Consider the following 26,404-nt stretch of genomic DNA (forward strand, 5'->3'; position numbering starts at 1 on the left):
TGGCGACGGTGACCCGGGTGGCGCCGGGACGCAGCCTCGCCGGGTCCACGGTGAGCGCGTCGCCCTGCAGCGTCGTTCCCGGCGCGGCCGGCTGGTTGTAGAAGACGAAGTCGCCGTCGTCCCGCACTTTTCCGCCGTCGTCCGTGACGAGCGCGGACACGTCGAACGGGCCGGGCACCCGGACGGTCACCGCCCCGCCCGGCAGCGGCAGATTGCCACCGGGGACCAACTCGTTCATCAYGCCCCCCTGCTGTCGTCGTACCGGCCTCCCCCTGGGGACGCGGATGCCCGGACAACGGCCGTGGCGGCGCGAGGGTTCCCTCGTCAGCCGGGCCCACGCTTGCGAAGCCGACGTCCGCCTGGGGGAGGCGGCCCCCACACCGGCACGGTCGTACTTCGTCCTCGACCCGCGCCGACGGCAGGTCAGACACACCGAGGCCACCCGCACAGCGTCGCAGGCCGCACCACTACGGTGTCGTACGCCGGGACGGCACGGAACATCCGACCTGCTCCCGGCGGCTCCGCGACGCTGCGGGATCTCTCCCCCTGACACCGCCCGCCCGTGCATACCGGCCGAAGGAGCGCCCACGATGCCACGCACCGCACGCCCCCGCCGCCGCACCGCCCCGGCCGCCCTCTCCTGCTGCCTGGTGCTGGGCTGCGGTTCCGGCGGGACACCCCAGGGCGACGATCCGGCCCCGCCGACCAGTGCCCCGACGGGGACCGGGTACGGCGTGGTCACCTGGGCCTCCTCCGCCGACCGCGTCGGCGCGGCGGCCGACGGCCGCGGCTACCGGCTGGTCGTGCGCACCAGCGTCGGCGGCACCGGCCTCAGGGTGCGGCTGTCCAACGCCTTCGGGGACCAGCCGGTGACGTTCGGCAACGTCCACGCGGGTCTCCAGCGCGACGGAGCCGCGCTCGTCCCCGGCAGCAACCGGCGCCTGACCTTCGGCGGCGCGCGCTCCGTCACGGTCCCCGCCGGCGGCATCGTCTACAGCGACCCGATGCCCGGCCACGTCCCCGCCGCGAGCAAGCTCGTGGTCAGCCTCTACGTCCCCCGGGCGGGAGGAGCGCTCACCGGGCACTGGATGGCGATGCAGACGTCGTACACCGCCGAGGGCGACCACACCGCGGAGGAGAGCGGCGCCAACTGGGGGCAGCGCACCGGCTCCTGGTTCTACCTCGACGCCGTCACCGTGCGGCCCCGGCCCGCGGCGGGCGCCGTGGCCGCCCTCGGCGACTCGATCACCGACGGCTGGCAGTCCACGACCGGCCTCGACCGCCGCTGGCCCGACCACCTCGCCCGCCGGCTGCGCACGTCCCCGGTGACGACCGTCGAGGGAGTGGCCAACGCGGGCATCGCCGGCAACAAGGTCCTCACCGACGGCCCCGGACAGAGCGCCCTGAACCGCCTGTCGCGGGACGTGCTCTCATTGCCCGGCCTGCGCACGGTGTTCCTCTTCCAGGGTGTCAACGACATCAAGGCCGAGCCCGGCGCCACGGCCGGCGAACTCATCGACGGGTACCGCACGCTGGCCGACCGGGTGCACGCGGCCGGGAAGTGCGTCGTCGCGGCCACGATCGCCCCCTACAAGGGCTGGCGGGAATGGGACCCGGCCGGGGAAGCCGTGCGCCAGGAGGTCAACACCTTCATCCGCAGCAGCGGCGAGTTCGACGCGGTCACCGACTTCGACCGCATCCTGCGCAGTCCCTACGATCCCGAGCGGATCCTCCCCGCCTTCGACGGCGGCGACCACCTGCATCCCAACGACAAGGGGATGCGGGCGATGGCCGACGCCGTCGACCTGGAGAGCCTCGACTGCGGGACTCGCTGACCCGGGTCAGGGACACGCCCCTGCCGGCCGGCGGCCCGCCGGTCAGCCGGACGCCGACGGCTCCGGGGTGATCAGACCCTCCCGGTAGGCGATCGCCACCGCCTCGCCACGGCTCGACGCGCCCAGCTTGGCGAGGATGTTGGAGACGTGGACGCTGGCCGTCTTGCCGGTGATGAACAGCTCCTCGCCGATCTGCCGGTTGCTGCGGCCGAGCGCGAGCAGCCGCAGCACCTCCTGCTCGCGTGCGGTGAGCACCCCGGCGCGCTCGTCGGCGTCCGGCGTGTCCGCCAGGCGGCCGCGCCGGACCAGGGCGTCCGCCTGCTCCCGCAGCGGCGTGGCGCCGAGGCGGTCGGCGGTCTCCCGGACCTCGCGGGCCTCGGCCGCCGCCTCCTCGCGACGCCCGGCCGCCACTAGGGCCTCGGCGTACCGCAGCCGGCAGCGCGCCTGCTCGTAGACGTCGCCGTAGCCGAACGCCGTCACCGCCTGAGACCAGGCCGCGGCGTCCGGCCCCGAGACGGCCCGGATCCACTCCGCCTCGGCACGGGCCAGCCACGCCTGCCCCTCGGGGCCCTGGGGAGCGCCGTCCTCGCCGTGGATGGCGGTGGCCCGCGCCAGCTCCACCAGTTCGGCCGCGGTGTCCGTCCAGCGGCGGGCCCTCGCCGCGTCGCCGGCCGACCGCGGCTCGGCGGCCGCGTCGGCCACCGCGGACAACGCCAGGGCGGCGAGCCGGACCGTGACGTCCGGGCGGGCGCCCGCCCCGTCGGTGAGGGCCGCGACCGTGGACCGCGTCCACCGCACCGCGTCCTCGGGATCACGGCGCAGTGCCGCGGCATCAGTGAGCGCGATGCCCGCGACCAGGACGGCCATCCAGTCGAAGGGCCCGTCCAGCAGGGCACGCGCCCGGTCGGCGGCCGTCATGTCGCCCCGGGCCAGGGCGACATACAGCGCGGGACCGACCGTGTAAGCGCCGGCGGTCGGCAGCAGCTCGGCATCGGCCGCCGCCGCCCGCACACACTCGTCCCAGCGGCCCAGCACATGCAGCACCACCAGCCGCAGGTACCGCATCTCCAGCGGATACGGGGACGACAGCAGCCCGGCGCGCCGGGCCCGGTCCAGACCCTCCGTCAGCCAGGGCACGCACTCCGCCAGCGCCCCGGACTCGTAGCTGCCCATGGCCAGGTTGAACAGGGCACGCAGCTCGACGGCCGCGTTGCCCGAACTGCGGGCCAGCTCCCGGGCCCGCAGCAGTCGCTCACGGCCCTCCGGGCCGCGCCGCCCACCTCGGTCGACGACAGCCAGGGAGACCAGCAGGTCCGCCTGGGCGTCGGTCATCCGCAGTTCCTCGGCCACGCTCAGGGCCCGCCGGGCGACCCGCAGCGCGGTCTCGTTCCCCCCGACGTGGCGTGCGGCCATGGCATGCGTGGCCGCCGCCCACACCCACGTACGCGACGGCGGATCCTCGGGGATCATCGCCAGGGCCTCGCTGCTGTAGGCGAACGCCGACGTCAGGCTGTCCACGCTCAACAGGTTCCCGGCGAGGGTGTAGCGGACCCGGGCGGCGAGTTCGGAGTCGGCGTCCTGGCCGAGCTCCGCCAGCGCGGACCGCGTGAGGGAGACCGCCCGGTGCAGCTCCCCGGCGTGCGCGGCCGCCGCCGAGGCCCGCAACGTCAGCGTCACCCGGTCGACCCCTCGGCCCGACGGCCGCGCCTCCGCACCCACCGCCGGCCACAGGTCGAGGGCCGTTTCGAGATGCCGCTGTTCCTCGGCCGGCGCGCCCACCCGCTGGGCGTGGTCGGCGGCCTCCAGGGATGCGGTCAGCGCCTCGGCGAGGTCGTGGCTCTCCCGGAAGTGGTGGGCACGCTCGGCGGCGCTCTCCGCGGCCCGGCCCCGCCCGGCGAGCAGCCGGGCGAACGCGCCGTGCAGCCGCGCCCGCTCCCCGGGGAGCAGATCGGCGTAGACGGCCTCACGGGCGAGGGCGTGCCGGAAGGAGTACGTGTCGTCGTCCCCGGCGACGAGCAACTGCCGCCCCACCGCCTCGCGCAGCGCCGACTCCAGCTCCTCCTCGGGAAGCCCGACCGCCTCCCGCAGCAGCTCGTGCTCCACCCGGCGCCCGGCGACCGCCGCGGTCCGCAGCACCTGCTGCGCGGTGTCGGACAGCTGCTCGAAGCGGATCAGCAGCACATCGGCGAGCCCGCTGGGCACCCCACCGGACTCCGTGTCCGTCGCCGCGAGCAACTCCTCCGCGTAGAAGGCGTTCCCCTCGGCCCGCTCCACGATCCGCCGCACCGTGGCCTCCGCCAGCGGACGCCGTTCGAGCTGCCGCACCAGCCGGGCCACATCGGAATCGCCCAGCGGCCGCAGCTCCAGCCGCTCCACGGCGGGCAGCCGTATCAGCTCCGCGAGCAGCGGCCGTAGCGGATGGCGACGGTGCAGGTCGTCCGCCCGGTATGAGGCGAACACCGCCAGCCGGTGCCGCAGAACACCCCGGCCGAGCAGAAACCGCAGCAGATCCCGCGACGACTGGTCGGCCCAGTGCAGATCCTCCAGCACGAGCAACAGCGGCGCGACACCCGCCACATCGGCCAGCAGCCCCGCCATCCCCTCGAACAGCCGCAACCGCCCGTCGACGTCCCGCGCGGAATCGCTCCCGGCCCCCAGCATCCGCCCGACCACGGGATGGGCGGCCAGAGCGGCAGCGAACCGCTCGTCGGCGGCGAGCACGCCCAGGATCTCGGTGAACGGCAGATAGGGCAGACCGACGTCACCGAGGTCCACGCAATGCCCGGTGACCACGGTCATGCCGGCCTCGGCCGCCCGCTTCCCGACCTCGTCCAGCACCCGCGTCTTGCCGACACCGGCGTCCCCGGCGATCAGCACGGCCCGTGCCTCACCCCCGCGCGCACGCCCCAGCACCCTGGAGAGCCGCGTGAGTTCGGCATCCCTCCCGACAACCGGCGTAACAGATGAAGCCTGCGGCACAGAACCAACCTTCTTTTCAGGGGCGCGGGGCTGTGACATTGTGCGGCTCCGCCGCGGGGCGCGAGCAACCACAAACAACCTGCAGCCGCCACCGAACATCAAGCCCCGAGCTCTCAGGCCCGCAACACCTTCGCCCAATCATCCGGCACCCGCCCCGCAGGCCCCGGCGCAGGCTGATCCGCAGGATGACTCACCGGCGCGGCCAGCTCCGGCCCCGACTCGTACAACTCGTTCGTCGAGTAGTCCCAGTACCAGCCCTCACCCGGCTCGAAGCTCTGCACCAACGGATGCCCCGACTCCCTGAAATGAGCCGTCGCATGCTGCGCGGGCGAACTGTCACAACACCCCACATGCCCGCACTGCGCACACCGCCGAAGGTGGAACCACCACCCCCCGGCAGCCTCGCACTCCGCACACCCGCTCCCGCTCGGCGGAACACTCGGGTCGATCCCGTTCTCACCACTCATGCCGACTCCTCCTCGACCACTGTCAGCGGAAGCAGCACCTGGAAGCGCGTGTCCCCCGGCTCCGACTCCACCTGGATGCTCCCGTGATGCTTGTTGACGACGATCCGCCAGGAGATGTCGAGCCCGAGCCCGGTCCCCTCACCCACCGGCTTCGTCGTGAAGAACGGGTCGAAGATCCGCCCCCGGTCCTCCGCCGGGATACCGACGCCCGTGTCCCGGAACTCCACCAGCAGCCGGTCGTGGTCCCGGGCCGTCCGCACGGTCAACGTCCCTTCCCCGCCCGCGCTGTTCATCGCCGCGACCGCGTTGTCGATCAGGTTCGTCCACACCTGGTTGAGTTCCGCCGGGTACGCCGGGATCCTCGGCAGCGTCCGGTCGTAGTCCTTGACGACCTTGATCTGCCGACCGATCTTGCCCGACAGCATCAGCAGGGTGCTGTCGAGCAGTTCGTGCACATCGGCGTTCTGGAAGGGCGCCCGGTCGAGCTGGGAGTACTGCTTGGCGGCGTCGACGAGATGCGAGATGCGGGTGGTCGAGTCGTTGATCTCGTCCATCAACAGCTCGGTCTCGACGGTGTAGTTGAGCCACCCGATGGCGCTCGGCAGGAGCTCCTCGTCCACCGCCGCCGCCACCTGGTCCAGCCAGTCCTCGTCGAGACCGGCCTGCACGAAGGCGGGCGCGATCCGCCAGCCGTCCGGGATGCCGTGGTCGTCGAGCCAGTCGCTGAGCGCGTCCTCGCGGTCGGAGGCCTCCAGCGGACTCAGCGTCGGGGCCTTGGCGACCCGCTCGGCGGTGCGTTCCTGGAGGTCGATGAGGTTCGCCATGACCTCGGGGGAGTACGAACCCTGCGCGATGATGGCCAGCTTGTGCCGCATCTTGCCCACCCGCTCCCGCAGTGTCGCGGTCGCCCGTACGGCCGCCGCCGCGGGGTTGTTGAGCTCGTGGGTGAGGCCGGCGGACAACGAGCCGAGCGCCAGCAGCCGTTCGCGCTGCCCGATGGCCCGCTGGGTGTTCTTCGAGCCGAAGAACAGCCCCTCCAGCAGATGCACCGCCATCGGGAACCACTCCTGCATGATGCCCGCGAACGTGTCGGCGGGCAGCACGAAGAACCGCGTCGGCTCGGTGACGCGCATGGAGTTGTTGTAGACCTGCCGCACCCGGTCGCCCAGATAGGCCTGCATGGACCCCGCGTACACCCCGCGCTGGGAGGTCCGGGTCACCTCCACGTCGTCCCCGCCGACCCGGCGGTACAGCACGACCGTGCCCTCCAGCAGCACGTAGAAGCAGGTGGCGGGTTCGCCCTCGGTGTAGACGGGGCCGGGTTCGAACTGTTCCACCCGCCCCTCGGCGCACAGCCGCCCCAGCTGCTCGGGGGTCAGCTTCTCGAACAGGAACAGGGAGCCGATCTCCTGCGGGGCGCACGGCAGGGGTTGCCCGCTCATGACTGCTCCAGATACCGGTGGACGAGCATCACGGCCATGGCTCCCTCTCCGACGGCGGACGCGACCCGCTTGGCGGACTCGGAGCGGGCGTCACCCGCCACGAACACGCCCGGCACATTGGTCTCCAGGTGGTACGGCGGCCGGTCCAGCTCCCAGTCCTCCGGCGGGCGGCCGTCGGCGGTCAGGTCGGGCCCGGCGAGGATGAACCCGCGTTCGTCCCGCAGCACCGTCCCGTCCAGCCAGCCGGTCAGCGGGGCCGCGCCGATGAACACGAACACCCACTGCGCGTCGACCCGTTCGGTCTGACCGCTGTCCACGTCCCGCAGGGTGAGCTGCTCCAGATGGCCGTCGCCGTGCGCCGCCTCGACGACCGTGCGGGTGCGCACCTGGATGTTGGGGGACTCCTCGATCTGCTGGATGAGGTAGTGCGACATGGACGCCGCCAGCGACTCGCCGCGCACCAGCAGGGTCACCGACTTGGCGCCCCGTGACAGGTACATCGCCGCCTGCCCGGCGGAGTTGGCGCCGCCGACGATGTACACGTCCTGATCCTGGCAGGAGGGGGCCTCCGTCAGGGCCGATCCGTAGAACACCCCGCACCCGGTCAGGTCCTCGCAGCCGGGCGCCTCCAACTGGCGGTAGGACACGCCGGTCGCAAGGATCACGCTGTGCGCGGCGATCGCCGAGCCGTCGGAGAACCGTACGATCCGGGCGGCGCCGTTGGCCTCCAGCGCCGTCACCTCGCGCGCGGTGAGGATCTCGGCGCCGAACTTCGCCGCCTGCCGCCGCGCCCGGTCGGTGAGCTGGGCTCCCGACACGCCGTCGGGGAAGCCCAGGTAGTTCTCGATGCGTGAGCTCTGCCCGGCCTGCCCGCCGGTCGCGGACCGCTCCACGAGCACCGTCCGCAGCCCCTCGGAGGCGCCGTAGACCGCCGCGCCGAGCCCGGCCGGACCGCCGCCGATCACGACGAGGTCGTAGAACTCGGCCGTCGGGGTCGTCGCCAGCCCGACCCGGGCGGCGAGGTCGACGGCCTCCGGTTCGACCAGCGGTGTCCCGTCCGGCGTGATCACCACCGGCAGCCGCATCCCGTCCGCACCGGCAGCGGCCAGCAGCCGCCGCCCCTCCGGCTCGTCGGAGGAGTACCAGCGGTACGGCACCTGGTTGCGGGCCAGGAACTCCCGGACGTCCGAGGAGCGCGCCGACCAGCGGTGCCCGACGACCTTCGTGCTGGGCACGGGCCGGTGGTCACCGGCCCGCCATGCCTGGAGCAGATCGTCGAGGACCGGGTAGAGCTTCTCCTCGGGCGGGTCCCACGGCTTGAGCAGGTAGTGGTCGAGGTCGACGACGTTGATCGCGTCGATCGCCGCGTTCGTGTCCGCGTACGCCGTCAGCAGCACCCGCCGGGCACCCGGGTACACGTCCAGGGCCTGTTCGAGGAACTCGATGCCGTTCATCCGCGGCATCCGGTAGTCGGCCAGGATCACGGCCACGAGATCGCCGCGCAGCTTCAGCTCCCGCAGCGCGTCGAGCGCGGACTCGCCGGACTCCGCGCGCACGATCCGGTACGACGCGCCGTACCGCCGCCTCAGGTCCCGGGCCACGGCCCGGGAGACCCCCGGGTCGTCGTCCACGGTCATGATGACGGTCCGCGCCGCATCGGCGGCCTGTGCCATACGTCCCCCACACCGGGCGGTCGACTCACGGCACGGCACCCCGGGGCACCGCGCCGACCTCCGCCCATCGTATGTTCGATCGCCGCGGTGCGCTCCGATACGGAGATCAGCTCCGGCGGGCCCCCAGCACGCAGAACTCGTTGCCCTCCGGGTCGGCGAGCGTCACCCAGCTCTGCTCGCCCTGCCCGACATCGGCGTGCCGCGCGCCGAGCGCCAGCAGGCGGGCCACCTCGGCCTCCTGGTCGTCGGGCCGGAAGTCGAGGTGGAGACGGTTCTTGACGGTCTTGCTCTCCGGCACCGTCGTGAAGAGCAACCCCGGCAGCCGGTCCGGGGCGGGCCGGATCTCGAACTCGTCGGGTGCGTCGTTCACCACGGTCCAGCCCAGCGCCTCGGCCCACCAGCGGCCCAGGGCCACGGGATCGGCCGAGTCCACGATTACCTGCTCCCACTCCAAGGTCATGCGGGCAGAGTAGTGAAGACTGATCATCGTCGCAGTGACATTTTCACAAGGAGGCAGCCGGATGACACGCCCGATCACCGCAGGGTTCGACGGATCGCAGGAGAGCCTCGCGGCCCTCGCCTGGGCGGCCCGCGAGGCGGTGCGGCGCGACCGGCCGCTGCGCGTGGTGCACGCCTGGCGGGTCCAGCCGCAGGAGGCGCTCGGAGCGGGGATCACCGGGGACGCGGACAGCCAGGCCGAGTGGGTGCACGGCGCGGTGACCGAGGCTGTCGGGACCATCGCCGAACGGCACCCGGACCTGGAGGTGACCACCGACGTCGTGGAGGGCGCGGTCGTCGACACCCTGGTCGCCGCGGCTGCCGGTGCCGAGCTGCTGGTGCTCGGCTCGCGCGGCCACGGGCCGATCGTCGGTTTCCTGCTCGGCTCGGTCGGCCAGCAGGTCATCGCCGAGGCCACCCGGCCCGTCGTGCTCGTCCGGGCCGGTGACCAGCCCTCGGTGGAGGCCGCCGGGCGGGAGGTCGTCGTGGGCCAGCAGGGCGACCCGGAGGACAGCGCCGACGCGCTGCGGTTCGCGTTCGAGACCGCTGCCGCGCGCGGGGCGACCGTGCGGGTCGTACGGGCCTGGACCCTGCCGCCCGTGTTCGCCTACAGCCCGGGCTCCTTGAAGCTCCTCGACGAGGCCGGGGGGCTGGAGCCGTACGAGAAGAAGTCACTGGCCGCCGCGGTCCGGCCGTGGCGGGAGCGTTTCCCCGACGTGCCGGTGGAGGAGCACGTCGAGATGGGCAGCGCCGGGCAGGTGCTGCTGTCGGTGGCCGGGACGGCCCAGCTGATGGTCGTCGGCCGGCGTGCCCACCGCACGGCCGTCGGCGCCCGGATCGGTTCGGTGGCGCACGGGATGCTGCACCACGCGGACTGCCCGGTGGCCGTGGTCCCGCACGGGTGACGGCGGCTGTGGCTCACTCCGCCGTCGGCTGAAGCGTCTTGCGGGCCTTGGGGAGGATGTTCTTGATGTAGTCCTCGACCGCCGTTTCGATGCCGATGTCGTGCTGGGCCCGCTCGGACATGTACCAGCGGTGTTCGAGGAGCTGGTGGTAGATCTCCGCCGGGTCCATCGAACCGCGCAGTTCGGGCGGCACCGCCCGCACGGTCGGCCGGAACACCTCCCGCACCCAGCGGTGGGCCAGCACCTCCGGGCGGGCGCCATGGGGGTCCCCCCTGTTCGAGCGAAGCCGAGAACTTGGGGGAGGGTCGCCCGGGGCGTAGTCGTCCTGGGTCGCCATCCAGCTCTCCAGGTCGTTCAGCAGCCGCCGGGCCTGGTTCTCCTCGGCGTCCAGCCCGGTCAGGCGCAGCAGCTGGCGCTGGTGGTGGCCCGCGTCGACGACCTTGGGCACGAAGGTGACCGTGTCGCCGTTCGAGGCGTGCTCGATCTGCATCTCGGCGACGTCGAAGCCGAGGTCGTTCAGGCGGCGTATCCGGCGCTCGATGTAGTGGTACTTGCCGGCCGGGTAGACGGACGTGCGGGTCAGTTCGTCCCACAGGCCGCGGTAGCGGGCGCAGATCTCCATGCCGAACTCGATCGGGTCCACCGACGGGTGCAGCGCCCCGGACGCCTCCAGGTCCAGCAGCTCCCCGCTGATGTTCACGCGGGCGAGGTCCAGGTCGTACTCGCGCTGCCCGGAGCTGAGCCGCGGATGCAGGTCACCGGTCTCGGCGTCCACCAGATACGCGGCGTAGGCGCCCGCGTCGCGCCGGAAGAGGGTGTTGGACAGCGAGCAGTCGCCCCAGGCGAACCCGGCCAGGTGCAGCCGCACCAGCAGCACGGCGAGCGCGTCCATCAGCCGGTGCATGGTGGCCGGGCGCATGGTCGTCTCGAACATCGAGCGGTACGGCATCGAGCCGCCCAGGTGCCGGGTGATCAGCACGCTCTCCAGCGGGGCGCCGTCCGCGTCGGTACGGCCGGTGACCACGGCCAGCGGGTCCACCGCCGGGATGCCGATCCGGTCCAGGTCGCGCAGCAGCCCGTACTCGCGCTGCGCGGGCCGCTCGGCCAGCTCCTTGACGGCGATCACCTCGTCGCCGGCCCGGGAGTAGCGCACCACGTGCCGGGAGATACCGCGCGGCAGCGGCACCAGGTACTCCTCCGGCCACTCCTCCAGGGGCAGGTCCCACGGCAGCTCCAGCAGAAGCGCGGGATGCTCCGGGTTGGTCGCGCTGATCTGAAGTGCCATGGGCCGGGTGTCCTTGTCTCGCCGCTGATCGTCACCTCAGATTAGAGGGCGCGCTCCCGGGCCCGGTGCGCGGCGTCCTCCAAGGAGCCGCGGTGGACCGGACCGTGCCCGGGCAGCAGCAGCTCGCCCTCCAGCTCCGCGAGGACGTCCAGGGAGGCCACGGCACGGGGGCGCTCGTGGTGGAACATGTCCGGCAGGAGCTGCGGCCCCTCGACCCGCGAGGTGGGGTGCCCGCTGACCAGGGCGTCGCCGGAGACGAGCACACCGGTGCCCGGCAGGTGGTAGGCGCAGTGCCCGTCGGTATGGCCCGGCGTGTGCACCGGCACGGGCCGCCCGGGCAGGTCCAGGGCGCCCGCCGCCGGGAACGGCTCGGGGGCCGTGACGGGGTTGTGCATGGTGCCGCCGGAACGCAGCGCGTGCACGGCCCACGGCAGCACCCCGGGGCGCCAGCCGTTCCTCAGCACCGTCCCGAGGGACACCTGGTGCAAGAACTCCCGGCGCGCGTGCGGCACTTCGGCCTCGTGCAGGTACACGGGCGTGCCGTATCTCTCGCGCAGGTACTCGGCGGAACCCAGGTGGTCGTTGTGCGCGTGCGTGATCAGCACCGCCGCGACCGCCTCCGGGGAGCTTCCCACCCGAGCGAGCGAGGCGAGGAGCTGCTCCCGGTCGCCGGGGTAGCCGGTGTCGACCAGCGTGACGGCGTCCCCCTCCGTGAGGATCACCCAGTTGGTGTTGGAGCCGTGCACCAGGTAGGTGCCGTCCGCGACATGGTGTACGTCCGCCCGCATGATCGCCCCGCGTTGGTGTGGTCCCAGCCCGACGAGAGAAGGAAAGCAGACCCCACGGCGGGTGGTATGGCCGGGTCCGCCTCAACGGACCGGCGGGTCATGGTCGTTCGGGCTCAGTGCACGCCGTGCGGGCGGAACTGGATGCTGATGCGCGGCTCCGTCGCGCGGGTGCTCTTGGGAACGGAGTGCTCCCAGGTGCGCTGGCAGGAGCCGCCCATCACGATCAGGTCGCCGTGGCCCAGTGGCCGGCGCACGGTGTCGCGGCCGCCCCGCATCGGGCGCAGCAGCAGGTCGCGGGGCGCTCCCACCGACAGGATGGCGACCATCGTGTCCTCGCGTGCACCCCGCCCGATCCGGTCGCCGTGCCAGGCCACGCTGTCCCGGCCGTCTCGGTAGAAGCACAGCCCGGCCGTCGTGAACGGCTCGCCCAGTTCCTCGCCGTAGTGGGCGCTCAGCGCGTCGCGCGCCTCGGTCAGGACCGGGTGCGGCAGCGGGTCCTCGGCGCCGTAGAAGGCGAGCAGCCGGGGGACGTCGACGACGTGGTCGTACATCGTGCGCCGCTCCGCCCGCCACGGCACCTCGGCGGCGAGCTGTTCGAACAGCACGTCGGAACCGCTGAGCCACCCGGGCAGCACGTCGAGCCAGGCGCCGAAACCGAGGTGGGTCCGGCGGATCCCGTCGAGAGGCCCGAGCCGCAGCTCGTCCGTCTGGTCGAAGAGGGAGCCCTGGAGGTGCATGGTCCCAGGGTACCTCGTAATCGAATACTTGTTCCATGGGAATGCTGGGGCTTTCGATGCATCGGTGTATCGAATACAGTCACGTATTGAAAGGAGGCCGGACATGGGGGAGGGAACGACCGGGCGTGTGACCAGGCGCCGTGTCCGCACCCGTGCCAACCTCCTGGACGCGGCGTTCTCCGTGTTCGCGGCCAAGGGCTTCGGGCACGTCTCCATCGAGGAGGTCTGCGAGGCCGCCGGCTACAGCAGGGGCGCCTTCTACTCCAACTTCTCCAGCCTCGACGAGCTGTTCTTCGCCCTCTACCAGGAGCGGGCCGACCTGATCGCGGAGCAGGTGGCCGGGGCCCTCGCCCTCGACGGGCCCGGCCTCGACGTGCCGGCCGCCGTGGACCGCGTCACCGACGTGCTGCTCCTCGACCGGGACTGGCTCCTGGTGAAGACGGACTTCCTGGTGCACGCCGCCCGCGACCCGGACGTGGCCCGGAGCCTGCTGGAGCACCGCGCGCGGCTGCGGCGGGCGATCGCCGACCGGCTCGCCCGGGCCCGCGGGCACACCGCGCTGCCCGCCGTGCTGGGCGACACGGACGGCGCCGCCCACGCCGTGGTCGCGGCCTACGACGGCGTCACCACACAGCTGCTGCTGGACGGGGACGTCGAGCACGCCCGCGCCTGGCTGAAGCAACTGCTCACGGCCCTGCTGACCGACGGCAGCGGCACTCCCGATCACCGGCAGAACTGAAGAAGGGAACGTCGCCATGGACGCCGACGTCATCGTCGTCGGAGCGGGCCTCGCCGGCCTGGTCGCGGCACACGAACTGACCAGCAGGGGCAGGAGGGTCGCCCTCGTCGACCAGGAGAACGCCGCCAACCTCGGGGGTCAGGCCTTCTGGTCCTTCGGCGGGCTGTTCCTCGTCGACTCGCCGGAGCAGCGGCGGTTGGGCATCAAGGACTCCTTCGAGCTCGCCTGGAGCGACTGGCGGGGCAGCGCGGGCTTCGACCGGCTGGACGACGAGGACTCCTGGGCCGTGCGCTGGGCGCGCGCCTACGTCGAGTTCGCCGCGGGGGAGAAGCGGTCCTGGCTGCACGGGCACGGCATCACGTTCCTGCCCACCGTCGGCTGGGCCGAGCGCGGCGACCTCACGGCGCACGGGCACGGCAACACGGTGCCCCGCTTCCACATCGCCTGGGGCACCGGCACCGGCGTGGTGGAACCCTTCGTCCGCTACGCCAAGCAGGCCGCGCGCGACGGACTGCTCACCTTCCACCACCGCCACCGCGTCGACGAACTGGTCATGCGGGACGGCAGCGCCCGCGGGGTGCGCGGCACGGTCCTGGCCGAGGACTCCTCGCCCCGGGGCGTCGCCTCCAACCGCGACGCCATCGGCGAGTTCGAACTCACCGCCCAGGCCGTCGTCGTCACCAGCGGCGGCATCGGGGCCAACCACGACATCATCCGCCGCTACTGGCCCGAGCGCCTGGGCACCCCGCCGCGGGAGATGGTCACCGGCGTACCGGCCCACGTCGACGGACGGATGCTCGACATCAGCGCCGAGGCGGGCGTACGGCTGGTCAACCGCGACCGCATGTGGCACTACACCGAGGGCCTGCGGAACTGGGACCCGATCTGGCCCGGCCACGGCATCCGCATCCTGCCCGGACCGTCCTCGATGTGGTTCGACGCCCTCGGCCGCCGCCTGCCCGGGCCGTACCTGCCCGGCTACGACACCCTCGGCACCCTGAAGCACCTGCGGACCACCGAGGACATCGCCGGGTACGACCACTCCTGGTTCGTCCTCACGCAGAAGATCATCGAGAAGGAGTTCGCCCTGTCGGGCTCCGAGCAGAACCCCGACATCACCGCCAAGGACCGCGCCGGTTTCCTGAAGGAACGCATCCTCGGCAAGGGCGCGCCCGGGCCGGTCGACGCGTTCCTGCGCAAGGGCGCCGACTTCGTGACCGCCCCCAGTGTCGAACAGCTCGTCGAGAAGATGAACGAGCTCACCGACAAGCCGCTCCTCGACGCGGCCGGGATCAGGCGCCAGATCGAGGCCCGCGACCTCCAGATCGCCAACCCCTACGCCAAGGACGCCCAGGTGCAGGGCATCCGCAACGCCCGCCGCTACATCGGCGACCGCCTCGGACGGGTCGCCACCCCGCACCGCATCCTCGACCCGGCGGCCGGCCCCCTGATCGGCGTCAAGCTGAACATCCTCACCCGCAAGACGCTCGGCGGCATCCAGACGGACCTCGACTCCCGCGCCCTCGGCACCGACGGCAAGCCGGTGGAGGGGCTGTACGCGGCCGGCGAGGTCGCCGGATTCGGCGGCGGCGGTGTCCACGGCTACAACGCGCTGGAGGGCACCTTCCTCGGCGGCTGCCTCTTCTCGGGGCGGGCGGCGGGCCGGGCGGCGGCGAAGCAGACCGCCTGAACGTGCCCGGACGGCCCGCCTCCTCAGCTCCGCACGAGGCGGGCCAGCACCGCGGCGTGGCTGCGTTCCGGCGTCTTCGACGCGGTCAGCAGCGTCACGTCGCCCTTGCGGACCAGGTCACGGACGTGGTCGAGGAGCTCGGCCGCCTCCTCGGCGGCGAGTTCCGCCTCATACCGCCCGGCGAACTCCTCGTACGAGCCCTCGCCGGCGTGGTACCAGCGGCGCAGCTCCGTCGACGGGGTGATCGCCTTCGGCCACTCGTCCACCCGCGCCGCGTCCTTCGCCAGCCCCCGCGGCCACAGCCGGTCGACCAGGACGCGCATGCCGTCCTCCGGCTCGGGCGGATCGTAGACGCGGCGTACGCGGACGCTCATGCTCGGCCCCCTTCTGCTGCGACGGGCGAGTGTGCCGCGAGCGTAACCCCGGCCGGGCGCCGGCACCCGTCCGGGCCGAAGGGCCGATTCCGCTCGCGCCGAGCGGGTACTCCGTCCGCCTGACGGCGTCGAGGGAGGAGGACACGACATGAGTGGATCGGACGACCTGCCGGTCGTGCGCACACTTGCCGAGCTCACGGAGCTGGTCGAACGGCACCAGGGTCTGTACGTCCGCTGGTCGCGCGGCCCCGCGACCGATCTCCGCGACGTGTCCAGCACCGACGATCTGACGGGCGTGTCCATGCCGGGCCTGTCCGCCAACCCGCTCGACGTCGAGGACTGGTGGGAGGACCGGCCCGTCCGGGTGTGGGTGGCGCGTCGTCTGCACGACTACGCCCATCTGCCGCACGAGAAGGGGCCGGGTGTGCGGGCCTGGGTGCTCGCGGGGCAGGAGACCTCGCGCGGACCCGACAACGAGCCGCTGGTCACCGACGCCCGGCCGATGTGCTGGATCGACCAGCAGGTGATCGACGAGGCGAAGGCGGAGGTGTCCCGGCAGGAGAACCCCTGGGGGTCGCTGCGCCGCAGCTGAGGCTCCCAGGGGGAGTGGGGGCGCCGACCGGAGCGGCGCCCCCATGTGGCGTGGGTGGGGGCGTCAGCCGGAGCGCCGCCGGGCCGCCGCCCGCCGCTTCAGCGCTCGCCGTTCCGTCTCGCTGGTCCCGCCCCACACACCGATGGACTGCCCCGTGTCCAGCGCCCACTGCAAGCACTGCTCCTGGACGGGGCAGCGTCGGCATACCGCCTTGGCCTGCTCGGTCTGCAGCAGGGCCGGGCCGGAGGTGCCGATCGGGAAGAAGAGCTCGGGGTCCTCGTGCCGGCAGGCAGCGTGGTCTCGCCAGTTGTCCATCGAAGTCACCTGCGATCGCAGTAGAAACGTGCCCGTTCGGATGATTGCTCCTTTTCGGGTCACCTGTCGACGCGTGGTGAAACAGCGCGGCTCCGGATACGCTCACTGCTCGCGCATGCCCCAGGGCGAGCCGTAAGCGGTCAGCAGGTCCAGGAACGGGCGGGCGGGGAAGGCCTCCGGGCCGAGCACACCCGCGCCCGACCAGGCGCCCGAGGCGAGGAGTTCGAGCGCGACGACGGGGTTCACGGCGGTCTGCCACACCACGGCCTGGGAGCCGTACTCCGCCATGGACCACTGGTTGTCGACCACGTGGTAGAGGTACACCTCGCGCGGCTTCCCGTCCCGCACGCCCCGCACCCACGTGCCCGCACACGTCTTCCCGCGCATCCGTTCGCCGAGCGTCGCCGGGTCGGGCAGGCACGCGGCGACCACGTCCCGGGGCGAGACCGCCACCGGACCGTCCGGGCCCGGCACGGTCACCGGGTCGGTGCGGTCCAGACCCAGCAGGCGCAGCGTCTTCAGCGTCTCGACGAACTCGCGGCCCAGGCCGTACTTGAAGGTGACGCGGCGCGCGTCGACCCAGCGCGGGACGAGCAGCACCTCCTCGTGCTCGACGTTCACGCACTCGACCGGGCCGATGCCCTCGGGGAAGTCGAACACCTCGGGCTCGCTGAAGGGTTCGGTGGTGAACCAGCCCCGGCCGGCCTCGTAGACGACCGGGGGGTTGAGGCACTCCTCGATGGTGGTCCAGATGCTGAACGAGGGCGCGAAGTCGTAGCCGTCGACCGTCAGGTTCGCGCCGTCGCGGACGCCGATCTCCTCGATCTCGTCGAAGAGTTCGTCCGCGGCGTACCGCGCGAAGACGTCCGACAGGCCCGGCTCCACGCCCATGCCGACGAGGGCCAGCACACCCTCCTTCTCCCAGTCGGCCGCCTGCGCGAACTGCTCGTCGCCGAGCCTGACCCCGCACTCCTCGTACGGCCGCTCGGCGTGCGGCCGGGACAGTGACATCGCCATGTCGACATACGTGGCGCCCGCGGCGCGGGCCGCGCGGAACAGCGGCATCACGAACCGGGGATCGGTGGCGTTGAGCAGCACGTCGCAGCGGTGCCGCGCCAGCAGCCCGGCCACTGCCGCCTCGTCGCCCGCGTCCACCTGTCCGGCGGTGAACCGTGCGTCACCGCCGAGCGCCGTGACCGCCGCCTCGGCCCGGCCCCGGTCGTAGTCGGCCACCACCATCGCCTCGAAGAAGGGCCGCCGGGCCGCGATCCGGGTGATCGCGCCGCCCACGCCCCCGGCACCCACGAGCAGTACACGCATGTCAGAAACTCCCCTTTTGTGAAGAACGTGGCGCGCCCTCGGGGAGATACAACGTCGCCCCGTGTTCTAAGGTCAATGGCGTTGGCATAAGGAGCCGCGGTGGAGGGAGCCCGTCGTGCCGAAGCCCGTGGTGCCCGAGGGGAAACGCCGCCGGCGCAGGCCCACCAAGAGCGGCACCGTGCTGTCCGAACAGCTCATCGTCGAGACCGCGCTGCGCATGCTGCGCGAACACGGCAGCGCGGGGCTGACCGCCCGCAGGCTCGGCCTGGCCCTGGACGCCGACCCGAGCACGCTCTACCGGTACTTCCGGGGCATGGACGATCTGACGCTCGCGATCGGCGACGCGCTGATCGGGCAGGCGCTGCGCGGCTGGGCGCCGACGGGGGAGTGGCGGGCGGACCTGCGGGCCGTCGGGCTGCGCATCCACGCCGCGTACGTGGAGCATCCGCAGGCGGCCGTGCTCACCGCGAGCCGCGTCTCGGGCCGGGCCCACGAACTCGCGGCCGACGAGGCCGTCCTGGACATCCTGCGCACGGCGGGATTCCCGCTGCCGGACGCCGTGCGCGTCTACCACGCCTTCGTCGACACCACACTGGCCTTCGCCGCGCTCGACGCCGCCTCCCTGGCCCTGCCCAGCGCCTCGCTGCGGGCCGACGAGGAGATGTGGCGCTCGACGTACGCCCGCCTGCCCGCCACCACCCACCCCCGCATCGCGGAGGCGGCACCCCTGCTCGCCACCCGCATGCTCACCAGCGCCTGTCCGACCGCCCTCGACATGCTGCTGGACAGCGCGGCGGCCCAGCTGGACGGCGTCCGGGAGTAGGGCGTCACGCCAGCAGCGCCTCCCCGGCGGTCGCCGTCACCGTCTCGGCCACCTGCGCCAGCGCGGGCGAGTCGAGCTTCCACTGCTGCCAGTACAGCGGCACGTCCACCGTCCGGCCCGGGGCGAACCCGACCAGCCGTCCGGTGCGCAGCAGCGGGTCCGCCTGGGCCTCGGGCACCAGGCCCCAGCCCAGTCCGGCGGCCACGGCCTCGACGAAACCCTCCGAGGTCGGCACGTAGTGCCGCAGCGCGCTGGCGCTGCTGCGCCCCCGGGTGAGCCGGCGCACGAAGCCGTCCTGGAAGTCGTCCCGCCGGTCGAAGGCCACCACGGGCAGGTCCGGGAGCACCTGCTCCAGCGGCCCGCCGAGGTGGCGCGCGGCGAAGTCCGGCGCGGCCACGAGGAGGTAGCGCATCCGTCCCAGCGACCGGACGGAACAGCCCGGCACGGGATCCGGCGACGAGGTCACCGCGGCCATCACCACCCCCTCCCGCAGCAGCGCCGCCGTGTGGTCCTCGTCCTCACGGCGCAGTTCGAAGTAGAGCCGCAGCTCCTCCGGTACGCGCGTGAGCACCCGGAGGAACCAGGTGGCCAGCGAGTCCGCGTTCACCGCCACCGAGATCCGGGTCGGCTCCCCGGCGCCGCTCAGCCCGAGCTCCGCGTACGCGTCACGCTCCAGCCGCGCCACCTGCCGGGCCAGCCGCACCAGCACCTCGCCCGACTCGGTCGGCCGCACCGGCTTGGTCCGCAGCAGCAGCACCCGCCCCGTGCGCTGTTCCAGCGCCTTCACGCGCTGGCTGATCGCCGACGGCGTCACATGCAGCGCGGCCGCCGCCGCGTCGAACGTCCCCTCGTCCACGACCGCGAGCAGGGTCCGCACCTGGTCCAGAGGCAGATCGGTCATCACGCGCGCTAATGATACGTAAGAATCTTTAGCTGTACCTGAGCTGCGCCTGTCCGTAGCGTCACGGCCATGACCAGCACCTTCACCGCCGCAGCCGCGGGATTCGGCACCGGCCTGTCCCTCATCGTCGCCATCGGCGCCCAGAACGCCTTCGTCCTGCGCCAAGGGGTCCGCCGCGAGGCCGTCCTGGCCGTCGTCGGCATCTGCGCCCTGTCCGACGCCGCCCTCATCACGCTCGGGGTCGGCGGCATCGGGGCGGTGGTGGTGACGTGGCCGGGCGCGCTGACGGTGATCGGCTGGATCGGCGGCGCGTTCCTGCTGTGCTACGGCGCCCTGGCCGCCCGGCGGGTGTTCCGGCCGGACGGCGGCGCGCTGCGGACGGACGGGGCGGCGGCCGGGTCGCGGCGCCGGGCGGTGCTCACCTGCCTGGCGATGACCTGGCTCAACCCGCACGTCTACCTCGACACCGTGTTCCTGCTCGGCTCCGTCGCCGCCGACCACGGCCCGCTGCGCTGGACGTTCGGCCTCGGCGCCGTGCTGGCCAGCCTGTGCTGGTTCGCCGCCCTCGGTTTCGGCGCCCGGATGCTCGGCCGCTTCCTCGCCGAGCCCGCCGCCTGGCGGGTCCTGGACGGCCTGGTCGCCGCCACCATGATCGTGCTCGGTGCCGTGCTCATCGCCGGAAGCTGAGACCGGCCGCCGCGCGCCCGGCGACCGGTGCGATAGTGATCCCCGCCCAGAAAGATGTAGCGGACATCGAGGAAGCGGCGAGTGGACACGAGCGACAGCAAGACGGCGGAGCAGGACCCGGAGCCGCACGCGCCCCGGCGGCGCTGGGCCATGGACACCCGCCCCCTGCGCCGCCCCGCCTACCGGCGGCTGTGGGGCTCGACCATCGTCACGGCCGTCGGCAGCCAGCTCACCGCCGTCGCCGTGCCCAAGCAGGTCTACGACATCACCGGCTCCTCGGCGTGGGTCGGCGGCGCGAGCCTGGCCGGCCTGGTGCCGCTGATCGTGTTCGCGCTGTGGGGCGGGGCGATCGCCGACAGCATGGACCGGCGCAAGCTGCTGCTGATCACCAACAGCGGCATCGCCGTGACCTCGCTGCTCTTCTGGTTCCAGGCCTTCACCGGCCTGGAGTCGGTGGCCGCGCTCATGGTGCTGCTCGCCGTGCAGCAGGCCTTCTGGGGCCTGAACGCACCGGCCCGCAGCGCCTCCATCGCCCGCCTCGTCCCCGAGGAGGAGCTGCCCGCCGCGGGCGCCCTCGGCTCGACCGTGATGCAGACCGGCCAGGTGGCGGGCCCGCTGCTCGCCGGTGCCCTCATCCCCGTCGTCGGACTGCCCGAGCTGTACCTCATCGACGCGCTGGCCCTGTGCGTGACGGTGTGGGCGGTGTACCGGCTGCCGTCGCTGCCGCCCCTCGGCACGGCGGTCCGCCGCGCGGGCGTGAAGGAGATCGCCGCCGGTTTCCGCTACATCTCCGGGCACACCGTGCTGCTGCTGTCCTTCCTCGCCGACATCATCGCCATGGTCCTCGGCATGCCCCGGGCCCTGTTCCCGCAACTCGCAGCCCAGACCTACGCGCCGTACGGCGAGGGCCTGGCGCTGGGTCTGCTGTTCGCGGCGATCCCCATCGGTGCCGTGCTCGGCGGACTGTTCTCCGGCACCTTCTCCCGGGCCCGCCGGCACGGCTGGATGGTCATCGGGTCGGTGGTCGTCTGGGGTGCGGCCATCACGGGCTTCGGGCTGAGCCGCAACCTGTGGGTGGGAGTGGCGTTCCTCGCCGTCGCCGGGGTCGCCGACATGGTGTCGATGGTCTTCCGCGGGGCGATCCTGCTGTCCGCCGCGACCGACGAGATGCGCGGGCGCATGCAGGGCGTCTTCACCGTTGTCGTGGCGGGCGGCCCGCGTCTCGCCGACGTGCTGCACGGCACCGCGGGCTCCGCCTTCGGCCCGCGTACCGCCGTCGCGGGCGGCGGGCTGCTGGTCGTCGCCGTGATGCTGGCGCTGGCCGCCGCCGTACCGGCGCTGCGGCGCTACCGCGTCTGACGTCTCACAGGGCGCCTCGCCGGTGCAGGGTGTACTGCTCCATCAGCTTGCCCCGGGTCATCTCCAGCCGGTGCGCGAGCACCTCGGCGACGTTCCGCACCAGCGTCAGCCCGAGCTCCGGGTCCTCCTCGCACAGTGCCAGCACGGACCGCGCGTCGAACTCGTAGGCGCGTACGGGGCTGAAGGCCACCGCGCCGAAGTCCCAGGTGTACGGCGGGAACAGCCAGGACCAGCCGAGCAGGTCGCCCGCGCCGAGGCTGGCCACGGTGACCCGCTGGAGCGAGTTCACCTGCTGGTCCAGGGAGACCGCGCCGGAGCGGATGACCCAGAAGCGGTCGGCCGTGCCGCCCGCCTCGAAGATCCGGGTGTCCTCGGGGAAGGACACCTCCCGGGCGAGCGTCATCAGACGCTGCCGCTGGGGCGGAGGCAGGGCGGTCAGGAGTTTGATCGCTTTGGTCATGCGGAGCTCCTCGCCGGGCGGTCGACTTCCGGTGCTTTCCCTACGCCCATTTCAGCCGCTGGCGGGGTCGCGGGCACCTCGGCGTGCAGAACTTTCCCGGGGCATGAAAAAGCCCTGGCTGGACGGGGGAGACCAGCCAGGGCCGTAAGCGGTGGTGCGGAGGACGGTGAGTCGACTCTGTCACCACGTATGAATGAACCGTAAACCATCCAGGGGGCGAACGCGCACCCGGGACCGGGTTGCGTGACCCGTTTCACTTCAGTCCGCGTCCCCGGCGAGGACCCGGACCGTCTCCAGCTCCGGGTTCGTGGGGTCGGGCAGGTGCATGCCCGCGGCCAGTCCGGTCCGCAGGTACGCCAGCACCGGCTCGGTGAGGCGCTCACCCGGCAGGACGGCCGGGATGCCGGGGGGATACGGCGTGATCATCTCCGCCGCGACCCGCCCGGCCGCCCGCGCCACCGGCACGTTCTCGGCCGGGCCGAAGAACGCGTCGCGGGGCAGCACCGCCTGTTCCATCCGCAGCTCCGCGGGCGACGGCACCTCCACCCGCGGTGCCCGGGGCAGGTCCCGCGCGGCCCGCGCCAGGTCCCGCAGCGCCTCCAGCAGCTGCCCGGTCGTCTCCCGGTCGTCGCCGTGGGTGATCTGCGCGCCGATGCGGCGGTGGTCCACCAGATGCGCGTCGATCTGCCGGTGCTCGCGCAGCCAGTCCGCCGCATGGAAGCCCGTGATCCCGAGCCCGGCCAGGTCGATGACGCCGGGCAGCGGGTCGAGGTCGTCGGAAAGGCCCGGGCCGCAGAAGTCGTCGCGGTCGTTGACGTGCAGCCCGTCGATCTCCTCGATGGCGGACCGGACCTCGGCCGCGAGAGCCAGCGCGCCGCCCATCAGCTCCTCGCCGTGCAGCGCCATCTGACGCCGCCAGCCGTCCAGACCCGCGAAGATCAGCACCGACGGGCTCGTGGTGCCCAGCAGGTCCGCGCGCATCCCCAGTAGCGCCGGCGGGACCAGATCGCCCTGGAGATGGAAGACCGAGCCCTGCTCCAGGCCGCTGCCCATCTTGTGGATGCTGGTCACGCAGATGTCCGCGCCCGCGTCCATCGCCCAGGACGGCAGATCGGGGTGGAACGGCAGATGCGCGCCCCAGGCCTCGTCCACGATCAGCGGCCGCGAGCGCCGGTGGCACGCCTCGGCGACCGCCCGCAGATCCGCACAGCCGCCGTACGGCGTGGGGCTCGTGACCAGCGCACCCCGTGCGTCCGGGTGGGCGTCGAAGGCCCGGTCGAAGTCCTCGGCGGACGGGGGATGGGCCAGGTGCCGTTCGGCGTCCCAGCGCGGCTCGATCCAGACGGGCTCGATACCGGAGATGATCAGCCCCGCCACCACCGACTTGTGGGCGTCCCGCCCGATCAGCAGCTTCTCGTGCGGCCCGGCGACCGACAGCATCGCGGCCTTCACCGACAGGGAGCTGCCGCACGTGCTGAAGAACGTGTGCTCGGCGTGCACCGCGTCGGCCATCAGCTCCTGGGCGCGTTGCAGCACCCGCCCCCGGGTGAGCCGGTCGTCCAGACCGCCCGAGGCCAGCACGTCGCCGTGGAAGACCGCGTCACCCAGGACCTCCCGGACCGCCGGGTCGGCGCCGCGGGCCTGCTTGTGCCCGGGCGGCGTGAACGACAGGTGCCCCTTGCGGCGGTACGCGTCCAAGGCCTCCAGGACCGGTGCTGTGCTGTGGTCGACTGTCATGCGCACCGGGTTCCCGGCACGCGACCTCACAATCCGCCCGTGCCCGTCACCGGGCGACGGTCCTCCTGGTCAGCCCTCCGCGGCGTGTTTGCCCGGAGTCACGATCTCGTCCAGCACCCTGAGCACCGCCTCGTAGGACAGCTGCCGCACGGTCGCGTCCCGGGCTCCCTGCGGGTCGGTCGCGCCCAGTTCCTCGCTCCTGCTCCGCCATGTCCGCTCCTCGTGCACCGCGCAGGCCCTCGCGCGCTGGATGCGCCGCAGCAGTTCGTCCGAATCCACCACATCGGTCATGGACACCGCGTACCCCGAGGACGCGTGGTGATGGCAACGATTCACGGCCGTTGGTATCGATTCACGGTCGTTGGCTCGATTCACGGCCGTCCCGGGGCTCCCAGGGGTCTTTTCGGGCTCTTTTTCCGGCAGTGGGGCGGACCGAGGTTTGCAGGTGCGGCGAGAGGTCAGCCGAACTAAGGAGACCCGCGGCACTCGCGCGACAGGCGCCCATAAGCCGCGGGCGGTGCAAGGGAAACCGAACAGCGGGTCCGAGAGCCCAAGGCGTGCCCGGGCGGGCGGCCCCGGTACGCGGTCCGGACCCGGCTCATGCCTGACCGAGCAGGGAGCTTAAGGATGTGCGAGGAGCACATGATCGAATCGGTATTCGAACCGCCCGGTGTGAACCGGACCCGGCCGTGCAAACCCGCCGAGGCACGCCGGGCCGTGGAGCGCGCCGTGGCCGAGCGCTGCCGCACCACCCACACCGCGTGTGACGCGAACGCCCTGTCCGACGCGCTGCTCGTCGCTTCGGAGCTGACGACCAACGCGATACTGCACGGCGGCGGAGTCACCGACTTCCGGGTCGACATCGACGGCCCCGGCGTGCGGCTCTCGGTGAGCGACCGCAGCGACGAACTGCCGGTGACCGCGCCGCCCACCGATCCGCGCGGACGGCTGCGGCACGGCGGTCACGGCTGGCCCATCGTCTGCCGGCTCTCCCGCGACGTCCGCGTGTCCGACCTGCCCGCCGGCGGCAAGTGCATCACCGCCGTTGTGCCCCTTTCCTGAACGCCCGTGTACCGGTTGCCTCCAGATTGCACAGCAAAGTGGAGTTTGCTCCACCGGTGGCAGGGCAGACGCAATTTCGTGCTTCGGACCGGAGGCGCGCCAGCGGGAGCGGTATGCATGACTGCCCCGGAGGCCCTCCCGGCGATCCGGGCAGCGACCCTCCCGCGGTAAGTCCCTGAGACCCTCGTTGTTCAGGAGCGAATCCGCATGCTCATCGATACGCCCACCAACCGTCCCGGCACGCCCGAAACGACGACCACCGCCACCCGGCGGCGGCACGACGACGCTCCGGACACCGCGGCCCTCTTCGCCCGGCTGGCGGAGATGGAGGAAGGGCCCGAGCGGGAAGCGGTCCGCGACGAGCTCGTCACGCTGTGGCTGCCCATGGCCCACCGCATCGCAGGCCGCTTCCGCGACCGCGGAGAGTCGATCGAGGACCTCCGGCAGGTTGCCGCCCTGGGGCTCGTCAAGGCCATCGACCGGTTCGACCCGAGCCGGGGAGCCTTCGAGAGCTACGCCGTCCCCACCATCACCGGCGAGGTCAAGCGGCACTTCCGGGACCGCATGTGGGCCCTGCGGGTCCCCCGCCGTGTGCAGGAACTGCGCAACAAGGTGCGGGTGGCACGCCGTGAACTCACCCAGAACCCGGGCAGCCCCGAGCCCTCCGTGGCGGACATCGCCGCCCACACCGGCCTGAGCGAGGAAGAGGTCAACGCCGGACTCGAGGCCCTGGAGAGCTTCAGCACGCTGTCGCTGGACGCCGAGCTCTCGGCCGACGACGACGGCTACAGCCTCGCGGACACCCTCGGCGCGGCCGACTCGTCCTACGACGTCGTGGTCGACCGCGAGTCCGCCAAGGAGGGCCTGCGCCGCCTGCCGGAACGCGAACGGGCCATCCTCTACATGCGTTTCTTCGAGGACATGACACAAAGCCGCATCGCCGACCACCTGGGCATCTCCCAGATGCACGTCTCCCGCCTCATCAGCCGCAGCTGCGCCCGCGTGCGTGACGAGGTCCTGGGGCAGCGGACGGGCACCCGCGGCACCGGCGGCACCTCCACGACGGCCTGACCACCCGACCCCCCCCGAAAAGCGAGGGAAATATGCTGAGGCCCCATCCCGCCGTGCTGCGCCGTCTCGTCGACGAGTACGAGGCACTGTCGGCCGCCGTGGCAGCGAGCGAAACGGCCGATCTGAGCTCTCGGGTACGCGACCTGGCGTACACGTTGTGCGTGTCCACCGGCACCCGGGACGTCGAGCGCGCCCTGAAGGTCGCTCACCAGTGGCTCGCGACCGCACCCGCACCGGTCCGCGAGAGCGCCCCGCCGACGATCACCGGGCAGCGCATGGCGACACCGGAGCCCGCGTGATCCGAGTGCGCGCGTGACATGACGGGGAAGGCGTCATAACGCAGGGGCCCGGCCGGCGGCGACAACCGCGGCCGGGCCCCATCGTGTCACGCCACTTTTCGCCGACTTCTCAGCCAGGTCGGCGACGACGGAACCGCCTTGCGCCGGGGCCCCCGCGTCGTCGCCCCGGTCACCGTGTAGGACTTGGAGAGCGACCCGCTGTTCAGCGAACCGGACCGCCGGGCCATCCCCGCCGCGGGCAGCAGAGCCTGTCACAGCGTCCCGCTGACCACCGCGTCCGGCTGTGCGTCGGCATGGTCTCGGCCCACTGGACCGGCCCGTCCAAAGACTGACGACGACCCGGGCCAGGACCCTCGACACCGTGGG

At 72.6% G+C, this 26,404-nt stretch carries 27 protein-coding genes; 11 read left to right on the plus strand and 16 right to left on the minus strand.

The window, feature by feature from the left end:
- The coding region (locus tag CA983_RS15365) for a TerD family protein (protein WP_143645496.1) at window positions 1-238 on the minus strand (238 nt) is incomplete at its 3' end.
- 352 nt (window positions 239-590) lie between these two features.
- Here CA983_RS15365 and CA983_RS15370 point away from each other — a divergent pair.
- Window positions 591-1,835, plus strand: a complete 1,245-nt coding sequence (locus CA983_RS15370; RefSeq protein WP_086601464.1) for an SGNH/GDSL hydrolase family protein — start codon at window positions 591-593, stop codon at window positions 1,833-1,835.
- 42 nt (window positions 1,836-1,877) lie between these two features.
- Here the strand turns inward: CA983_RS15370 and CA983_RS15375 are convergent, their stop codons facing one another.
- From CA983_RS15375 to CA983_RS15395, 5 genes are all read right to left on the minus strand, one after another.
- The gene (locus CA983_RS15375) at window positions 1,878-4,853 is read right to left on the minus strand and encodes a helix-turn-helix transcriptional regulator (RefSeq protein WP_086601465.1); all 2,976 of its coding nucleotides are present in this window, start codon (window positions 4,851-4,853) and stop codon (window positions 1,878-1,880) included.
- Between the two features lie 74 nt (window positions 4,854-4,927).
- On the minus strand, window positions 4,928-5,281 hold the full coding sequence (locus CA983_RS15380) for a UBP-type zinc finger domain-containing protein (RefSeq protein WP_086601466.1): 354 nt from the start codon (window positions 5,279-5,281) through the stop codon (window positions 4,928-4,930).
- Window positions 5,278-6,723 carry an ATP-binding protein gene (locus CA983_RS15385; RefSeq protein WP_086601467.1) on the minus strand — a complete coding sequence of 482 codons (1,446 nt, stop codon included), beginning with the start codon at window positions 6,721-6,723 and terminating at the stop codon, window positions 5,278-5,280. Before CA983_RS15385 ends, CA983_RS15380 begins: the two co-directional genes overlap by 4 nt.
- Window positions 6,720-8,396: an NAD(P)/FAD-dependent oxidoreductase gene (locus CA983_RS15390; protein ID WP_086601468.1), complete on the minus strand. Its 1,677-nt coding sequence runs from the start codon at window positions 8,394-8,396 to the stop codon at window positions 6,720-6,722. The genes CA983_RS15385 and CA983_RS15390 overlap by 4 nt, the downstream gene beginning before the upstream one ends.
- Window positions 8,397-8,502: 106 nt before the next feature.
- Window positions 8,503-8,856, minus strand: coding sequence for a VOC family protein (locus CA983_RS15395; RefSeq protein ID WP_086601469.1), 354 nt, complete (start codon window positions 8,854-8,856; stop codon window positions 8,503-8,505).
- A 61-nt stretch (window positions 8,857-8,917) separates the two neighbouring features.
- Here CA983_RS15395 and CA983_RS15400 point away from each other — a divergent pair, with 61 nt between their 5' ends.
- Window positions 8,918-9,799, plus strand: a complete 882-nt coding sequence (locus CA983_RS15400) for a universal stress protein (protein ID WP_167407381.1) — start codon at window positions 8,918-8,920, stop codon at window positions 9,797-9,799.
- Between the two features lie 13 nt (window positions 9,800-9,812).
- On the opposite strand, the gene CA983_RS15405 is transcribed toward CA983_RS15400, so the two are convergent.
- The 3 genes from CA983_RS15405 to CA983_RS15415 all read right to left on the minus strand — a co-directional run bounded on the left by CA983_RS15405 (window position 9,813) and on the right by CA983_RS15415 (window position 12,609).
- Window positions 9,813-11,084 (minus strand): DUF4032 domain-containing protein, encoded by a 1,272-nt coding sequence (locus tag CA983_RS15405; RefSeq protein ID WP_086601471.1) that lies wholly within the window; start codon window positions 11,082-11,084, stop codon window positions 9,813-9,815.
- A gap of 41 nt (window positions 11,085-11,125) precedes the next feature.
- Window positions 11,126-11,872: an MBL fold metallo-hydrolase gene (locus CA983_RS15410; RefSeq protein WP_086601472.1), complete on the minus strand. Its 747-nt coding sequence runs from the start codon at window positions 11,870-11,872 to the stop codon at window positions 11,126-11,128.
- 113 nt (window positions 11,873-11,985) lie between these two features.
- Window positions 11,986-12,609 carry an alpha-ketoglutarate-dependent dioxygenase AlkB gene (locus tag CA983_RS15415; RefSeq protein WP_086601473.1) on the minus strand — a complete coding sequence of 208 codons (624 nt, stop codon included), beginning with the start codon at window positions 12,607-12,609 and terminating at the stop codon, window positions 11,986-11,988.
- Between the two features lie 103 nt (window positions 12,610-12,712).
- Here CA983_RS15415 and CA983_RS15420 point away from each other — a divergent pair, with 103 nt between their 5' ends.
- Both CA983_RS15420 and CA983_RS15425 read left to right on the plus strand, forming a co-directional pair.
- The gene (locus CA983_RS15420) at window positions 12,713-13,348 is read left to right on the plus strand and encodes a TetR/AcrR family transcriptional regulator (protein WP_086601474.1); all 636 of its coding nucleotides are present in this window, start codon (window positions 12,713-12,715) and stop codon (window positions 13,346-13,348) included.
- 16 nt (window positions 13,349-13,364) lie between these two features.
- Window positions 13,365-15,038 (plus strand): FAD-binding dehydrogenase, encoded by a 1,674-nt coding sequence (locus CA983_RS15425; RefSeq protein ID WP_086601475.1) that lies wholly within the window; start codon window positions 13,365-13,367, stop codon window positions 15,036-15,038.
- A 23-nt stretch (window positions 15,039-15,061) separates the two neighbouring features.
- Here the strand turns inward: CA983_RS15425 and CA983_RS15430 are convergent, their stop codons facing one another.
- Complete coding sequence (locus CA983_RS15430; protein ID WP_086601476.1) at window positions 15,062-15,412, minus strand: DUF488 domain-containing protein; 351 nt, start codon at window positions 15,410-15,412, stop codon at window positions 15,062-15,064.
- Window positions 15,413-15,560: 148 nt separating this feature from the next.
- Between CA983_RS15430 and CA983_RS15435 the strand changes: the two genes are divergently transcribed.
- A complete protein-coding gene (locus tag CA983_RS15435) occupies window positions 15,561-16,004 on the plus strand; it encodes a DUF6098 family protein (RefSeq protein WP_086601477.1) in 444 nt (147 codons plus the stop codon).
- A 63-nt stretch (window positions 16,005-16,067) separates the two neighbouring features.
- Here CA983_RS15435 and CA983_RS15440 read toward each other — a convergent pair whose 3' ends face one another.
- Window positions 16,068-16,319: a WhiB family transcriptional regulator gene (locus tag CA983_RS15440; protein WP_010033226.1), complete on the minus strand. Its 252-nt coding sequence runs from the start codon at window positions 16,317-16,319 to the stop codon at window positions 16,068-16,070.
- A 102-nt stretch (window positions 16,320-16,421) separates the two neighbouring features.
- Window positions 16,422-17,639 (minus strand): saccharopine dehydrogenase family protein, encoded by a 1,218-nt coding sequence (locus tag CA983_RS15445; protein ID WP_086601478.1) that lies wholly within the window; start codon window positions 17,637-17,639, stop codon window positions 16,422-16,424.
- 115 nt (window positions 17,640-17,754) lie between these two features.
- Here CA983_RS15445 and CA983_RS15450 point away from each other — a divergent pair, with 115 nt between their 5' ends.
- Complete coding sequence (locus tag CA983_RS15450) at window positions 17,755-18,462, plus strand: TetR/AcrR family transcriptional regulator (protein WP_086601479.1); 708 nt, start codon at window positions 17,755-17,757, stop codon at window positions 18,460-18,462.
- A 4-nt stretch (window positions 18,463-18,466) separates the two neighbouring features.
- On the opposite strand, the gene CA983_RS15455 is transcribed toward CA983_RS15450, so the two are convergent.
- On the minus strand, window positions 18,467-19,363 hold the full coding sequence (locus CA983_RS15455; protein ID WP_167407382.1) for a LysR family transcriptional regulator ArgP: 897 nt from the start codon (window positions 19,361-19,363) through the stop codon (window positions 18,467-18,469).
- A 69-nt stretch (window positions 19,364-19,432) separates the two neighbouring features.
- Here CA983_RS15455 and CA983_RS15460 point away from each other — a divergent pair, with 69 nt between their 5' ends.
- Window positions 19,433-20,050 carry a LysE/ArgO family amino acid transporter gene (locus CA983_RS15460; RefSeq protein WP_086601481.1) on the plus strand — a complete coding sequence of 206 codons (618 nt, stop codon included), beginning with the start codon at window positions 19,433-19,435 and terminating at the stop codon, window positions 20,048-20,050.
- 81 nt (window positions 20,051-20,131) lie between these two features.
- The gene (locus CA983_RS15465; protein WP_086601482.1) at window positions 20,132-21,409 is read left to right on the plus strand and encodes an MFS transporter; all 1,278 of its coding nucleotides are present in this window, start codon (window positions 20,132-20,134) and stop codon (window positions 21,407-21,409) included.
- A gap of 4 nt (window positions 21,410-21,413) precedes the next feature.
- Here CA983_RS15465 and CA983_RS15470 read toward each other — a convergent pair whose 3' ends face one another.
- The 3 genes from CA983_RS15470 to CA983_RS15480 form a co-directional block, all read right to left on the minus strand.
- Window positions 21,414-21,869, minus strand: a complete 456-nt coding sequence (locus tag CA983_RS15470; protein WP_086601483.1) for a cyclic nucleotide-binding domain-containing protein — start codon at window positions 21,867-21,869, stop codon at window positions 21,414-21,416.
- A gap of 258 nt (window positions 21,870-22,127) precedes the next feature.
- Entirely contained in the window at window positions 22,128-23,606 is a 1,479-nt protein-coding gene (locus CA983_RS15475; RefSeq protein WP_086601484.1) for an aminotransferase class I/II-fold pyridoxal phosphate-dependent enzyme, read from the minus strand.
- 69 nt (window positions 23,607-23,675) lie between these two features.
- A complete protein-coding gene (locus CA983_RS15480; RefSeq protein WP_086601488.1) occupies window positions 23,676-23,897 on the minus strand; it encodes a hypothetical protein in 222 nt (73 codons plus the stop codon).
- Between the two features lie 336 nt (window positions 23,898-24,233).
- Between CA983_RS15480 and CA983_RS15485 the strand changes: the two genes are divergently transcribed.
- The 3 genes from CA983_RS15485 to CA983_RS15495 all read left to right on the plus strand — a co-directional run bounded on the left by CA983_RS15485 (window position 24,234) and on the right by CA983_RS15495 (window position 26,038).
- Window positions 24,234-24,668, plus strand: a complete 435-nt coding sequence (locus CA983_RS15485; protein WP_086601485.1) for an ATP-binding protein — start codon at window positions 24,234-24,236, stop codon at window positions 24,666-24,668.
- Window positions 24,669-24,875: 207 nt separating this feature from the next.
- On the plus strand, window positions 24,876-25,739 hold the full coding sequence (locus CA983_RS15490; RefSeq protein ID WP_086601486.1) for a SigB/SigF/SigG family RNA polymerase sigma factor: 864 nt from the start codon (window positions 24,876-24,878) through the stop codon (window positions 25,737-25,739).
- Between the two features lie 32 nt (window positions 25,740-25,771).
- Window positions 25,772-26,038, plus strand: coding sequence for a DUF5133 domain-containing protein (locus tag CA983_RS15495; RefSeq protein WP_086601487.1), 267 nt, complete (start codon window positions 25,772-25,774; stop codon window positions 26,036-26,038).
- Window positions 26,039-26,404: the final 366 nt, after the last annotated feature.

This window comes from Streptomyces swartbergensis, from assembly GCF_002148965.1.
In the GTDB taxonomy this organism is placed as follows: domain Bacteria; phylum Actinomycetota; class Actinomycetes; order Streptomycetales; family Streptomycetaceae; genus Streptomyces; species Streptomyces swartbergensis.

What these genes read in the sequence shown, in the direction of transcription:
- CA983_RS15390 (WP_086601468.1), bottom strand. Translation starts at nt 8,396, where the DNA reads ATGGCACAGGCCGCCGATGCGGCGCGGACCGTCATCATGACCGTGGAC.
- CA983_RS15485 (WP_086601485.1), top strand. Translation starts at nt 24,234, where the DNA reads ATGTGCGAGGAGCACATGATCGAATCGGTATTCGAACCGCCCGGTGTG.
- CA983_RS15495 (WP_086601487.1), top strand. Translation starts at nt 25,772, where the DNA reads ATGCTGAGGCCCCATCCCGCCGTGCTGCGCCGTCTCGTCGACGAGTAC.
- CA983_RS15460 (WP_086601481.1), top strand. Translation starts at nt 19,433, where the DNA reads ATGACCAGCACCTTCACCGCCGCAGCCGCGGGATTCGGCACCGGCCTG.
- CA983_RS15430 (WP_086601476.1), bottom strand. Translation starts at nt 15,412, where the DNA reads ATGAGCGTCCGCGTACGCCGCGTCTACGATCCGCCCGAGCCGGAGGAC.
- CA983_RS15410 (WP_086601472.1), bottom strand. Translation starts at nt 11,872, where the DNA reads ATGCGGGCGGACGTACACCATGTCGCGGACGGCACCTACCTGGTGCAC.
- CA983_RS15385 (WP_086601467.1), bottom strand. Translation starts at nt 6,723, where the DNA reads ATGAGCGGGCAACCCCTGCCGTGCGCCCCGCAGGAGATCGGCTCCCTG.
- CA983_RS15480 (WP_086601488.1), bottom strand. Translation starts at nt 23,897, where the DNA reads ATGACCGATGTGGTGGATTCGGACGAACTGCTGCGGCGCATCCAGCGC.
- CA983_RS15420 (WP_086601474.1), top strand. Translation starts at nt 12,713, where the DNA reads ATGGGGGAGGGAACGACCGGGCGTGTGACCAGGCGCCGTGTCCGCACC.
- CA983_RS15445 (WP_086601478.1), bottom strand. Translation starts at nt 17,639, where the DNA reads ATGCGTGTACTGCTCGTGGGTGCCGGGGGCGTGGGCGGCGCGATCACC.
- CA983_RS15490 (WP_086601486.1), top strand. Translation starts at nt 24,876, where the DNA reads ATGCTCATCGATACGCCCACCAACCGTCCCGGCACGCCCGAAACGACG.
- CA983_RS15400 (WP_167407381.1), top strand. Translation starts at nt 8,918, where the DNA reads ATGACACGCCCGATCACCGCAGGGTTCGACGGATCGCAGGAGAGCCTC.
- CA983_RS15435 (WP_086601477.1), top strand. Translation starts at nt 15,561, where the DNA reads ATGAGTGGATCGGACGACCTGCCGGTCGTGCGCACACTTGCCGAGCTC.
- CA983_RS15475 (WP_086601484.1), bottom strand. Translation starts at nt 23,606, where the DNA reads ATGACAGTCGACCACAGCACAGCACCGGTCCTGGAGGCCTTGGACGCG.
- CA983_RS15440 (WP_010033226.1), bottom strand. Translation starts at nt 16,319, where the DNA reads ATGGACAACTGGCGAGACCACGCTGCCTGCCGGCACGAGGACCCCGAG.
- CA983_RS15415 (WP_086601473.1), bottom strand. Translation starts at nt 12,609, where the DNA reads ATGCACCTCCAGGGCTCCCTCTTCGACCAGACGGACGAGCTGCGGCTC.
- CA983_RS15425 (WP_086601475.1), top strand. Translation starts at nt 13,365, where the DNA reads ATGGACGCCGACGTCATCGTCGTCGGAGCGGGCCTCGCCGGCCTGGTC.
- CA983_RS15470 (WP_086601483.1), bottom strand. Translation starts at nt 21,869, where the DNA reads ATGACCAAAGCGATCAAACTCCTGACCGCCCTGCCTCCGCCCCAGCGG.
- CA983_RS15395 (WP_086601469.1), bottom strand. Translation starts at nt 8,856, where the DNA reads ATGACCTTGGAGTGGGAGCAGGTAATCGTGGACTCGGCCGATCCCGTG.
- CA983_RS15375 (WP_086601465.1), bottom strand. Translation starts at nt 4,853, where the DNA reads ATGTCACAGCCCCGCGCCCCTGAAAAGAAGGTTGGTTCTGTGCCGCAG.
- CA983_RS15405 (WP_086601471.1), bottom strand. Translation starts at nt 11,084, where the DNA reads ATGGCACTTCAGATCAGCGCGACCAACCCGGAGCATCCCGCGCTTCTG.
- CA983_RS15380 (WP_086601466.1), bottom strand. Translation starts at nt 5,281, where the DNA reads ATGAGTGGTGAGAACGGGATCGACCCGAGTGTTCCGCCGAGCGGGAGC.
- CA983_RS15455 (WP_167407382.1), bottom strand. Translation starts at nt 19,363, where the DNA reads ATGACCGATCTGCCTCTGGACCAGGTGCGGACCCTGCTCGCGGTCGTG.
- CA983_RS15370 (WP_086601464.1), top strand. Translation starts at nt 591, where the DNA reads ATGCCACGCACCGCACGCCCCCGCCGCCGCACCGCCCCGGCCGCCCTC.